The sequence below is a fragment of the Streptomyces sp. XY431 genome, from assembly GCF_001279805.1.
In the GTDB taxonomy this organism is placed as follows: domain Bacteria; phylum Actinomycetota; class Actinomycetes; order Streptomycetales; family Streptomycetaceae; genus Kitasatospora; species Kitasatospora purpeofusca.
In genome coordinates this window covers 22,177-33,730 of record NZ_LGDO01000526.1, presented here as the reverse complement: position 1 = coordinate 33,730, position 11,554 = coordinate 22,177, and the positions used below count along the sequence as shown (strand labels likewise).

The window sequence follows — 11,554 nt, the reverse complement described above, 5'->3', positions numbered from 1 at the left end:
CGGCTGCCTCGTTCCCCGCCCCGGGCGCTTTCCCCGCCCCGGCCCCCCAGGCCCCGGGCGGCTTCGGCCCGGCCGGCCCCGCAGCACGCGGCGGCACCCAGGGCGGCCTGCGCTCGGCCGAGGAGCCGTCCGGGTTCGCCGGCTACGGCGGGGGGCCGCTGCCGCCCGAGGCCCGCCGCGTACGCAAGGGCTACACCGCCGAGGGCGCCGGAACCGCCGAGGAGGCCGACTTCCTCCTCGCCGGCGCGCCCGCCCCGTTCGCGCCCCCGCCCGGACCGCCGGTCCCGGACGAGCGGCTGCTCGACTACCCCGTGCTCGAACTGCTCGGCCCGGACGGCGACACCGACCGGCGCGGCACCCTGCACCGCGTGTTCCGTCCGGGTGCGGGCATCCGGACGGCGGTCGGCCCGTACGGCGCCCGGCTGCAGCGCCTCCCGATGCCGCTGCACGCGGTGCCGCCGCGGGTCTCGGCCGGCTCCTTCGACCACCGCTTCGACGCCGCCGCGCCCGCCGACATCCCGTCCGACGGCACCTGGCACACCGTCACGATCGACGACATCGCGGTGAGCGTCCGGCCCGAGTACGTCGCCGTGCCCGCGGTCGAGGAGCGGGTCTACGCGACCCTGGTGCTCACCAACGGCACCGCCCGCGCCGTGCTCGCCGGTCCGGTCGAGGTGACCGTCGACGACGAGTTCCTGCTCACCGGGGCCCTGCCCACGCTCGCCCCCGGCGGTGTGCGCCGACTGGGCATCGGTGTCGCCGAGTCGGTCGAGGTGACGCGCCGTACCGAGCTGCACGAGTCCACCGCGGGCATGCTGAACAGCAGCACCGTGCTCGACCACCGGGTACGCGTCGAGCTGGCCAACCGGCTCGGCCGCCCGGTCACCGTCGAGGTCCGCGAACGGGTACCGGTCAGCTCCGACGCCGATGTCCGGATCGAGGAACGGCCCGGCTGGCACGCACCGGACGAACCGTCCCCCGAGTGCCCGCCCGGCACCCGGCTCCGGCGGGTCGACCTGCCGCCGGGCGGCCGGGCCGAGCTGGACGGCGGCTACCAGATCAGAATCCCGGCCGGAAAGGCCATCGTCGGCGGAAACCGGAGGAACTGAACGATGACCGTCACCCCCCTCCCCGGCGCCGCGAGCGCGGGCGCCCCGGGGCCAGGCACCCCAGGCGCCCCAGGCACCACCGCCCCCGCCCTCACCAACCCGCACCCCGTCACGCCCCTTCCCGTCACCACCGTCACCTGCCTGGAGGACCGCGCCCGGGTCGGACGCACCGCCTCCCTGGACCTGACCGCCGGCGTCCAGCGGCTGCGGCTCGGCCCGCTCACCGCCCTCGCCGTCGACCGCACCCTGCGCGCCGAGTCGGACACCCCGGGCGTACGCGTCCTGGACGCCCGGATCACCCGCGCCTGGACCCCTCGCGCACCCCTGCCGCCCGGCCCGGACGACTCCGAGCTGCGCCACCGGCTGCACGGGCTGGAGGTCCGGATCCGCGAGGAGGAGCGGCTGACCGACCGGCTGGAGGCCCGGCTGGCCCTGCTCGCCCAGCTCAGCACCGATCTGCTGCGGGAGGTCGGCGAGGGCGCCGGCGCCGGCGAGGTCGAACGCACCCGCTGGCACCGCGAGCTGGACCGGGTCGACACCGGCCGCGAGCAGCACAGCGAGGAACTGCGCGCCGCCCGGGTCCGGCTGCGCCGGCTGGAGGTGGACCGCGCCGCGGCACTCGGCGCCCTGGAGGAGTCCGAGGAGCGGCCCGCCGAACTGGTCGCCCACCTCGAACTCACCGTCGAGGCCGCCGCGGCCGGCCCGGCCCGGCTCACCGTGCACCACCTGGTGCCGTGCGCCCTGTGGCGGCCGTCCTACCGCGCCACCCTGGCCGACGGCGTGCTGCGGCTGGAATCCGAGGCGGTGGTCTGGCAGCGCACCGGCGAGTCCTGGGACGGGGCCCGGCTGACCTTCTCCACCGCCCGGTCGGCGCTGGCCACCGAGCCGCCGGCGCTCGTCGAGGACGTGCTGACACTGCGCGATCGCACCTCCGAGGAGAAGCGCGCCGTCGAGGTCGAGCTGCGCGAGGAGGCGATCTCCGAACTGGGCCCGGACGGCGTGGTGCCGGGCGTGGACGACGGCGGCGAGGTGCGGGTGCTGAACGCCCCGGCCCCGGCCACCGTGCCGTCCGACGGCAAGGCGCACCGGGTGCCGCTGGCCGCCTTCGACGGTCCGGCGCACAGCGAGTTCAGCTGCGCGCCGGAGCTGTCGCCGCTGGTGACCCAGGTGGTCCGGTTCCGCAACACGGCCGGCCACCCGCTGCTCGCCGGGCCGGTCGAGCTGGTCCGCGGCAGCGGATTCACCGGGCGCGGGCAGCTGCCGTTCACCGCGGCGGGCGCCGACACCGAGCTGTCCTTCGGCAGCTCGGACGGCTACCGGGTGGTGCGGGAGACCGAGGAGCGCCGGTCCACCGCGGGCCTGAGCCAGCGTTCGGTGACCACCCGCACGGTGCGGCTGCACCTGTCCCGGTTCTCCGGCCCGGAGGAGCGGGACGAGCAGCTGGTCGCGGTGCGCGAACGGGTGCCGGTCTCCGAGGTGGCAGCGGTGGAGGTGCGGCTGCGCAAGGAGGAGTGCTCACCCGTGCCGGACGCCTTCGACGCCGAGGGCATCGTGCGCTGGGACGTCCCGCTCGGCCCGGGCGCCCGCCGCACGCTGACCCTGGTGTACGAGATCTCCGCCTCCTCCAAGGTGGCCGGCCTGTGAGCGGCGGCGGCCCGGGCGCCCGTCCGGGCCCGGCCGGAGCAGGTACAACAGGAGCATGATCCTGCACCTCGCTCCCCTGGACGACTGGCTGGCCGACCCCGGGCGGCCGTACGCGACCGCCTCGCTGCTCACCGACGGGTTCATCCACTGCTCGGCGGACGAGCCGACCGCGCTGGCCGTGGCCAACACCTTCTTCGCCGACACCCGCGGACCTCTGATGGTGCTGCTCATCGAGGAGTCACTGGTGGAACCGATGGTCAAGTGGGAGGCCCCGAACGGCGCACCGCCGCCCGGGGCCACTCCCGGGGTGCTGTTCCCGCACATCTACGGGCGGCTGAACCGCACGGCCGTGGTCGGCCTGGAGAAGGTCGAGCGCGGCCCGGACGGCCGCTGGGCGTCCCTCTCCCCCTGGAGCTGACGCCCGCCCGGCCGAGGGCCCTACAACCAGCCCCGCTCCCGGGCCGCCATCCCGGCCTGGAAGCGGGTGGTGGCACCCAGCTCGCGCATCAGCGACTGGAGCCGGCGCTGGGTGGTCCGGGCGCTCCAGCCCAGCGAGCGGGCGATCGACTCGTCGGTGAGGCCGGCCGCCAGCAGGCCGAGCAGCTTGCGGTGGTCGGCCTCCGGCTCCAGTGCCCCGTCCCCGGTGCCGATCGCGGCCTGCAGCTGGACGGCCCGCTCCCACTCCGCCTCGAAGAGCGTGTCCAGGGCCTGGAGCAGTGCCGAGGGGTGGATCACATAGGCGGCGTCGAGGACGCTGTCGCCGACGCTGATCGGGATGATCGCCATCCGGTCGTCCGACATGACCATCTTCATCGGGAGCACCGGCCTGACCCTGGCCTCCTCCCCGTCGGCGACACCGGCCAGGATGTTCTTCTCCAGCCGGCCCGGCCAGGCCACCGCCTCCCGGTCGTAGATGGTCCGGAACCGCACGCCCTCCCCCAGCCGCTGCCGCTGCAGCGGAATGTTGGCGACCGGGTCCTGGATGTAGGGCGGGCAGTCGAAGCCGCGGATCTGGTACTGGCTGGTCCCGGTGATGTGCTCCAACCGCTGGGCTATCGCCTCGCCGCCGGTCAGCACCTCGACCGAGTGCGCCGGGTCGGTGTACCGGGACGCCTCCCGGAAGGCGTCCATCAGCCGGTGCATCTCGGCCCGGGCGTGCCGCAGTTCGGACTCCCGGTGGCCGATCAGGGTGCCGATCGCCACGTCCGGGGCGACCGGCAGGAAGCGCTGGCGGTCCACCGGGGCCCGGGTGGCCATGCCCTGCTGGGCGAGCCGGTCCAGGGCCCGCAGGCTCTGCTGGGGGGTCAGGTCGCAGAGCCCGGCGAGGTCCTCGGCCGTGGACTGCGGGTTGGCCACCAGCGCCGCGTAGACCCGCCCGTCCGGCCCGGCCAGTCCCAGAGCGCTGAGTGGTGCATCGGACACGGCGTCGCTCCCCCGTTCGCCTCTCGCCCCCCGCACCGGGTGGCGCACTCCCGCCACCCGGCTGGTCGCGGTCAGGTGGCAATCCTCGGCCACGGATCACCGGGCTGACAAGGTGATCACCCCACGATGCGGTCCGCTTCACAGCAGATCCGCCCAACGACGGAGGGCCTCCCCGCCACTCGGCGGGGAGGCCCTCCGGGGACCGGGGGTCGGGGTGTTACAGCCCGACCTCGCGCATCAGCTGACCGACCTCGGGGTTGGTCAGCCGGCGCAGCCAGCCGGACTTCTGGTCACCGAGCGCGATCGGCCCGAAGTGGGTGCGCACCAGCTTCTCGACCGGGAAGCCCGCCTCGGACAGCATCCGGCGGACGATGTGCTTGCGACCCTCGTGCAGGGTCACCTCGACCAGGTAGTTCTTGCCGACGTTCGAGATCACCTTGAAGCTGTCGGCGCGGGCGTAGCCGTCCTCCAGCTCGATGCCCTTGGCGAGCTGCTTGCCCAGGTCGCGCGGGATCGGGCCCTGGATGGCGGCCAGGTAGGTCTTGGTCACGCCGTACCGGGGGTGGGTGAGGCGGTGCGCCAGCTCACCGTGGTTGGTGAGCAGGATGATGCCCTCGGTCTCGGTGTCCAGGCGGCCGACGTGGAACAGCCGGGTCTCCCGGTTGGTCACGTAGTCGCCGAGGCACTGGCGGCCGTCCGGGTCCTCCATGGTGGAGACCACGCCGGCCGGCTTGTTCAGCGCGAAGAACAGGTAGGACTGGGTGGCGACGGTCAGGCCGTCCACCTTGATCTCGTCGTTCTGCGCGTCGACGCGCTTGCCCTGCTCGGTGACGCGCTTGCCGTTGACCTCGACCCGGCCCTGGTCGATCAGCTCCTCGCAGGCGCGGCGGCTGCCGATGCCGGCCCGGGCCAGCACCTTCTGCAGTCGCTCGCCCTCGGGCTCGCCGAAGGTCTTCGGCAGCTTCACGGCCGGCTTGTCGTGGCGGGCCAGCACCGCGTCCTCGATCCGGGCCTGGAGCTCGCGCGAGCGCTGCGGCTGGCGCCGCGGGTCGCCCGGAGCGGGCGCACCCTCACGGCGCGGCCGCGGGGCCGGGCTGGGCCGGCGCCCGGTGTAGCTGCCGCGGGCCGGGGTGGCGTTGGGGCCGCCGCCGAACTCGGGACGGTCGTACCTGCGCTCCTCGGGCCGCAGCGGGCGGTCCGGGAAGCGACGGTCGTCACGGCGGTCGTCGCGCCGGTCGTCCCGTCGGTCGTCGCGCCGGTCGTCCCGTCGGTCGTCACGGCGGCCGTACGAGCCCGAGCCGGAGCCGGGACGGCCCGCGCCGGAGCCCGGACGACCCGCACCGGAGCCACTGCGGGGCGCACCGGAGCCGCCACGGCCCGAGCCGGAGCCACCGCCGTACGAACCTCCACGCTCACCGGCGCCACCGCGACCCGCACCGGAGCCACCGCCGTACGAGCCCCCGCGCTCACCGGCGCCACTGCGGCCGGAGCCACCGCCGTACGAACCCCCGCGCTCTCCCGAGCCGCTGCGGCCCGAGCCGCCCCCGTAGGAGCCGCCCCGGCCCCCGCCCTGTCCGCCGCGACCGCTGCCGCCGCCGCTGCTGTTCCTGCCGTTGCCACTGCTACGCATCAAAGTGTCCGTACGTCGTTACCGTCTGGGCTGTGCGGTCGTTTCGGCCGACCTCACCGCCCCCTACCGATCAGGCGCAGCCCGACCGGCCTCGCCACTGCCGTCCGCAGCCTTCGCGGCAGCGGCGGCGACCGCCTCCGCGATCATCGTGCCCTCCAGGGACTCCGCTTCCACGTCGTCGACCTCGGGCAGGAACGGGGCGAGCTCCGGCAGCTCGTCCAGGCCGCGGAGCCCCATCCGTTCCAGGAAGTAGTTCGTCGTCCGATACAGGATCGCACCTGTTTCGGGCTCGGATCCGGCCTCTTCCACCAGTCCTCGCTGTACCAGGGTACGCATCACGCCGTCACAGTTCACACCGCGGACGGCGGAGACCCGCGATCTGGACACCGGTTGCCGGTAAGCGACCACCGCCAGGGTCTCCAGTGCCGCCTGGGTCAGACGGGCCTGCTGGCCGTCCAGGACGAAGCGGTCGACGGCCGGGGCGCAGGTGGCGCGGCTGTGGAAACGCCAGCCCCCGGCCACCTGCCGCAGGTCGAAGCCCCGACCCTGGGCGGTGTACTCGGCGGACAGCCCGCGCAGGGCCGAGGCCACCTCCGCGCGCGGGCGCCCCAGCACGGCGGCCAGGTGGTCCTCGGCGGCCGGCTCGTCGACGATCATCAGGATCGCCTCCAGCTCCGCCCGCAGCCCCGGCCCGTCCTCCACCGGGAGGCCGCCGGGCAGGTCCTCGGAAAAATCCTCCGGAAAATCGTCGGCAAGGTCCTCGGGAAGGTCCTCGGCAAGGTCCTCGGGAAGGTCCTCGGCAAGGTCCTCGGGAGAGTCCGCCGGAGAAGTCGACGGGGCCGACTTCTGGTGCACCACCTCCACCGGCGCCACCTCGACCGCCACCGCCGCGACGGCGGCCACGACCGCGGGGACGGCCCCGGGAACCGTCACCGGACCGTCCTCCAGGACGCTCGGCGCCGGTTCCTGCCACTCCTCGGCCCTCGGCTGCCCCGGCACCCCCAGCGCCCGCCTGGCCGGCCGTCCACCGCCCGCCTCGCCGTTCCCGACCGTCATCGCCCGTCCTCCTCGCCCTTCACCGACGCCGCCGACGCCGCCGCCGATGCCCGCGACGACGCAGCCGCCTCGTCCGCCGGCCGGTCGAACTCGTCCGTCACCTCGATCGCGCCCCGGTCCGCCTCGGCCACCCAGCGCACCACCAGCTCGCCGAGCGCGTCCGGCTGCTCGAAGGCCAGCACCCGCTCCCGGTACAGCTCCAGCAGCGCCAGGAAGCGGGCGACCACCACCATGGTGTCCGGGGCGTCCGCGACCAGCCGCTGGAAGGTGGCCTCGCCCAGCTCGGCCAGCAGGTCGACCACCAGACCGGCCTGCTCGCGCACGCTCACCGGCGGGCTGTGGATGTGGTCGACGTAGACGACCGGCGGGGGCTTGGGCGTCATCGCCCGGGCGGCGAGCTGCGCGAAGCGCTCGGTGCCGATGCTGATCACGACCTCGGGCAGCAGCGCGGCGTACCGGGGCTCCAGGCCGACGCTGCGCGGGCGCCGGAGCAGCTCGGCGGCCCAGCGCTCGCCGAACAGCGCCGCCGCCCGCTTGTAGGCCCGGTACTGGAGCAGCCGGGCGAAGAGCAGGTCGCGCGCCTCCAGCAGGGCGAGGTCCTCCTCGTCCTCGACCTCGGCGGCGGGCAGCAGCCGGGCCGCCTTGAGGTCGAGGAGGGTGGCGGCGACCACCAGGAACTCGGTCGCCGCGTCCAGGTCCCAGTCCGGTCCCATGGCCCGGATGTGGGCGAGGAACTCGTCGGTGACCGTCGCCAGCGCCACCTCGGTGACGTCCATCCGGTGTTTGGCGATCAGGCTCAGCAGCAGGTCGAACGGGCCCTCGAAGTTGTCCAGCCGGACCCGGAAGCCGCCCTGCGGCCCATCGGCACCCGGTCCGCCCGCTCCGCCCTCGCCGCCGGCGCCCACCGCGCCCACGGCGGCCGACGCGCCGGGCTCCGCCGCAGCGACGGCGGCGGCCTGGGCGACGACGGGGCTCTCGGACGTGCTCGGCATGACGGTCCATCTTCGCCCGGCAGCACCGGCCGGCCCGCACCGGGGCCGCCGACACGCCGGTCCCCTCCGGCCCCGCAGCCGCCCGTACGGCCGCCGCACGGCCCGGAACCCGCCCGGGACCCCCCGCGGCCGCGAGACACAGGCTCAGCGCCCGCACAGCCGCTGTTCCGGGGCCCGCCGGCCTCGCCACGCCGCCCCGCGGCCCGCCAGGACGGCCGCAGCCCCTCCCGGACGCCGACCATCGCACGACCCGCGAACCGCGACCCGCCCCGGACCCCCCGCGGCTCCGGGGCACGGGCTCAGCGCCCGCGCAGCCGCCGCACCAGGATGCTGGCCTCGCCGCGCTGCTCCAGGTCCGCCAGGACGACCGCGATGGCCTCCCGCACGATCCGGCCCCGGTCCACCGCCAGGCCGTGCTCACCGCGGAGCACCAGCCGGGTGTGCTCGAGGTCCATCAGCTCCTCGGCGGACACGTACACGGTGATCTTCTCGTCGTGCCGCTCGCGCCCGCTGGGGCGGCGGGGGGCACGGCCACGCGGACGGGGCCGCCCCGCGGCACCCGTCTGGTCCTCGACCGCACCGGCGTGCTGGCGCGGCGCCGGGGCCGAGGTCCGGCCGCCCGGCTGTGCGGGGGCGGGCACGGAGGCGCCCGCCGTACCGGTCTCGCGGCGCGTGCTCCGTCGGCCGCCCGCCTGGTCCCCGGACCGGTCCGCGCCGCTCCCGGCGCGCTCCGGTCCCTCGCCGCCGTCGGCCGGGCCGACGCCACCGGCCGCGGTGACCTCGTCGGCGCCCTCGGCGCCGTCCGGGTCACCGGCGCCGTTGACCGCCCGGACGGTCTCCGGTCTGGGCGCCTCGACGGCCGAACGCGACGCGAGGGACGGCGAGAGCGCCATCCCGCCGGTGGTTCGGAACAGCTCGTCGGCCCCCGGGAGACTCACTCGGCGGGGCGGCACCGGTCGAGCACCTCCCTGGCGAGCTGACGGTAGGCGGCGGCACCGACCGAATTGGTCGCGTACGTCGTGATCGGTTCGCCGGCGACGGTGGTCTCCGGGAAGCGCACGGTCCGGCCGATGACGGTGTGGAAGACGTGCTCGCCGAACGCCTCGACGACGCGCGCCAGCACCTCGCGGCTGTGCACGGTGCGCGAGTCGTACATGGTGGCGAGGATGCCGTCCAGCCGCAGCTCCGGGTTGAGCCGCTCGCAGACCTTCTCGATGGTCTCGGTGAGCAGCGCGACACCGCGCAGCGCGAAGAACTCGCACTCCAGCGGCACGATCACGCTGTGAGCGGCCGTCAGCGCATTGACCGTCAGCAGGCCCAGCGAGGGCTGGCAGTCGATGATGACGAAGTCGTAGTCGGGCAGCAGCGGCCTCAGGGCGCGCGCCAGCGCGGACTCCCGGGCCACCTCGCTGACCAGCTGCACCTCGGCGGCGGAGAGGTCGATGTTGGACGGCAGCAGGTCCATGCCCGGCACGGCCGTCTTCAGCAGCACCTCATCGGCCGTCAGTCCGCGCTCCATGAGCAGGTTGTAGACGGTGACGTCGAGTTCCATCGGGTTGACGCCGAGTCCGACGGAGAGGGCGCCCTGCGGGTCGAAGTCGACGAGCAGCACCCGGCGGCCGTACTCGGCGAGCGCGGCACCCAGGTTGATGGTCGACGTGGTCTTGCCGACGCCGCCCTTCTGGTTGCACATCGCGATGATCTGGGCGGGGCCGTGCTCGGCCACCGGCGCCGGGATCGGGAAGTACGGCTGCGGACGTCCGGTCGGGCCGATCCGCTCGCGGCGCTGCCGCGCGGCGTCGGGGGCGAGCGTGGCCGCGTACTCGGGGTCCGGCTCGTACTCGGCGTCGGGGTCGTCGTAGGCGCCGTAGGCGAACTCGCCGTAGGCCAGGCCGTGGGCCGGCAGTTCGGCGTCGTAGTCGGTCACCGTGGTCACCTGTGCTGTGTTCTGGCGTGCTTCGAAAGTACGGAGAGCGACCGAGCCGACCTCGGCCGAGCCCACGGAGGCCTGCCTGGCCCCGGACTCCCCACTCGGCTGGCCGGCGGTGTGCTCCGCCAGCCCTGGCTGACCACCCCCGGGAGCAAATGTCGACTCATTCACAAGTCGTCTTACCTCCTTGGGCATCCAGGACTCTATGTCGATTCGTCAGCGTGGCAGCATGCCGACGGTTTGCGACTCTAGGCCGTTCAAGGCGTTCGCAGCAACACAATCCACGGTAGTGGGCAGGATGTGTCGACTATCGGGCAACCCTCTGTCAAGGGATGTGAGGGCCCTTGACCCTAACGTTTCTGCGGTGGGGTGACACGACCCACAGAAATTGACGACAGAGCGACCCACCCGTTCCGCCCTCGAAGTCGTCACGGGGTTCACCCGTCGTTCACACCGCCGGCGGGGGCTCGGCGCCACCCCGTGGACGGGCACGGCGAAGCCCCCGACCCGAGGACATCGGGTCGGGGGCGACGCGGGGTCAGGCTCAGGCGAGCACGGACTCCAGGGAGACCGACTCCAGGCCGAACGCCTCGGCGACGGCGGCGAAGGTGATCTGGCCCTCGTGGACGTTCAGACCCTTGGCGAGCGCGGCGTCGCGGCGCAGCGCGTCCTTCCAGCCCCGGTTGGCCAGCTCGACGACGTACGGCAGCGTCGCGTTGGTCAGCGCGTAGGTGGAGGTGTTCGGGACGGCGCCCGGCATGTTGGCCACGCAGTAGAAGACCGAGTTGTGGACCTGGAAGGTCGGCTCGGCGTGCGTGGTCGCGTGCGAGTCCTCGAAGCAGCCGCCCTGGTCGATGGCGATGTCGACGAGCACGGAGCCCGGCTTCATGCGGGAGACCAGCTCGTTGGTGACGAGCTTCGGGGCCTTGGCGCCCGGGATCAGCACCGCGCCGATGACCAGGTCGGCCTCGATGACGGCCTTCTCCAGCTCGAAGGAGTTGGACATGATGGCCTTGATCTTCGTGCCGAAGATCTTGTCGGCCTCGCGCAGCTTGTTGATGTCGCGGTCCAGCAGGGTCACGTCGTAGCCCATGCCGATGGCGATGGTGGCCGCGTGCCAGCCGGAGACGCCGCCACCGATGACGACGGCCTTGGCCGGGTGGGTGCCGGGGACGCCGCCCGGGAGGGTGCCGCGGCCGCCGGCCGGGCGCATCAGGTGGTACGAGCCGACCTGCGGGGCCAGCCGGCCCGCGACCTCGGACATCGGGGCGAGCAGCGGCAGGGCGCCGTTGGCGAGCTGCACGGTCTCGTACGCGATGGCGGTGGTGCCGGAGGCGACCAGCGCGTCGGTACCGGCGCGGTCGGCCGCCAGGTGGAGGTACGTGAAGACCGTCTGGCCCTTGCGCAGGCGGTGGTACTCCTGCGCGATGGGCTCCTTGACCTTCAGCAGCAGGTCGGCGGTGGCCCACACCTCGTCGGCGGTGGGGAGGATGGTGGCGCCGGCGGCCACGTACTCCTCGTTCGGGATCGAGGAGCCGACACCGGCGTTGTCCTCGATGTAGACCTCGTGTCCGTTGCGGACGAGCTCATGCACGCCGGCGGGCGTGATGGCCACGCGGTACTCGTGGTTCTTGACCTCGCGGGGGATGCCGACCTTCACGGCTAAACACGTCCTCTTGCCATGGGGGTCCCTACCGGAGAAGACCGGCGGGCGACGCGCACGGGGGGAAGCCTCCGGATGGCACCGGGGCACGGCTCGATGCGCGACTGA

Annotated in this window: 10 protein-coding genes; 3 read left to right on the top strand and 7 right to left on the bottom strand. The window is 74.2% G+C overall.

Features of this window, described 5'->3' with window-relative positions; all coding sequences use genetic code 11:
* From ADK60_RS40740 to ADK60_RS40730, 3 genes are all read left to right on the top strand, one after another.
* On the top strand, positions 1 to 1,109 hold a 1,109-nt coding region (locus ADK60_RS40740), incomplete at its 5' end, for a DUF4139 domain-containing protein (RefSeq protein WP_159400789.1).
* A gap of 3 nt (positions 1,110 to 1,112) precedes the next feature.
* On the top strand, positions 1,113 to 2,753 hold the full coding sequence (locus tag ADK60_RS40735; RefSeq protein WP_079009116.1) for a DUF4139 domain-containing protein: 1,641 nt from the start codon (positions 1,113 to 1,115) through the stop codon (positions 2,751 to 2,753).
* Between the two features lie 55 nt (positions 2,754 to 2,808).
* Positions 2,809 to 3,171, top strand: a complete 363-nt coding sequence (locus ADK60_RS40730) for a DUF952 domain-containing protein (protein WP_045940696.1) — start codon at positions 2,809 to 2,811, stop codon at positions 3,169 to 3,171.
* A gap of 20 nt (positions 3,172 to 3,191) precedes the next feature.
* On the opposite strand, the gene ADK60_RS40725 is transcribed toward ADK60_RS40730, so the two are convergent.
* From ADK60_RS40725 to ald, 7 genes are all read right to left on the bottom strand, one after another.
* A complete protein-coding gene (locus ADK60_RS40725) occupies positions 3,192 to 4,175 on the bottom strand; it encodes a helix-turn-helix domain-containing protein (RefSeq protein ID WP_052709161.1) in 984 nt (327 codons plus the stop codon).
* A 217-nt stretch (positions 4,176 to 4,392) separates the two neighbouring features.
* Positions 4,393 to 5,805, bottom strand: a complete 1,413-nt coding sequence (locus tag ADK60_RS40720; protein ID WP_053652079.1) for a pseudouridine synthase — start codon at positions 5,803 to 5,805, stop codon at positions 4,393 to 4,395.
* A 63-nt stretch (positions 5,806 to 5,868) separates the two neighbouring features.
* Positions 5,869 to 6,462: an SMC-Scp complex subunit ScpB gene (gene scpB, locus ADK60_RS40715; protein ID WP_107094850.1), complete on the bottom strand. Its 594-nt coding sequence runs from the start codon at positions 6,460 to 6,462 to the stop codon at positions 5,869 to 5,871.
* A gap of 395 nt (positions 6,463 to 6,857) precedes the next feature.
* Positions 6,858 to 7,853: a segregation and condensation protein A gene (locus tag ADK60_RS40710; protein ID WP_079009114.1), complete on the bottom strand. Its 996-nt coding sequence runs from the start codon at positions 7,851 to 7,853 to the stop codon at positions 6,858 to 6,860.
* A 299-nt stretch (positions 7,854 to 8,152) separates the two neighbouring features.
* On the bottom strand, positions 8,153 to 8,746 hold the full coding sequence (locus ADK60_RS40705; protein ID WP_079009120.1) for a hypothetical protein: 594 nt from the start codon (positions 8,744 to 8,746) through the stop codon (positions 8,153 to 8,155).
* Between the two features lie 41 nt (positions 8,747 to 8,787).
* A complete protein-coding gene (locus ADK60_RS40700) occupies positions 8,788 to 9,855 on the bottom strand; it encodes a ParA family protein (protein ID WP_478331905.1) in 1,068 nt (355 codons plus the stop codon).
* A gap of 472 nt (positions 9,856 to 10,327) precedes the next feature.
* Entirely contained in the window at positions 10,328 to 11,443 is a 1,116-nt protein-coding gene (ald, locus tag ADK60_RS40695) for an alanine dehydrogenase (protein WP_045940690.1), read from the bottom strand.
* Positions 11,444 to 11,554 lie beyond the last annotated feature (111 nt).

Coding starts and splice junctions, on each gene's coding strand:
- ADK60_RS40705 (WP_079009120.1), bottom strand. CDS start 8,746: ATGGCGCTCTCGCCGTCCCTCGCGTCGCGTTCGGCCGTCGAGGCGCCC.
- ADK60_RS40710 (WP_079009114.1), bottom strand. CDS start 7,853: ATGCCGAGCACGTCCGAGAGCCCCGTCGTCGCCCAGGCCGCCGCCGTC.
- ADK60_RS40720 (WP_053652079.1), bottom strand. CDS start 5,805: ATGCGTAGCAGTGGCAACGGCAGGAACAGCAGCGGCGGCGGCAGCGGT.
- scpB (WP_107094850.1), bottom strand. CDS start 6,462: ATGATCGTCGACGAGCCGGCCGCCGAGGACCACCTGGCCGCCGTGCTG.
- ADK60_RS40730 (WP_045940696.1), top strand. CDS start 2,809: ATGATCCTGCACCTCGCTCCCCTGGACGACTGGCTGGCCGACCCCGGG.
- ADK60_RS40735 (WP_079009116.1), top strand. CDS start 1,113: ATGACCGTCACCCCCCTCCCCGGCGCCGCGAGCGCGGGCGCCCCGGGG.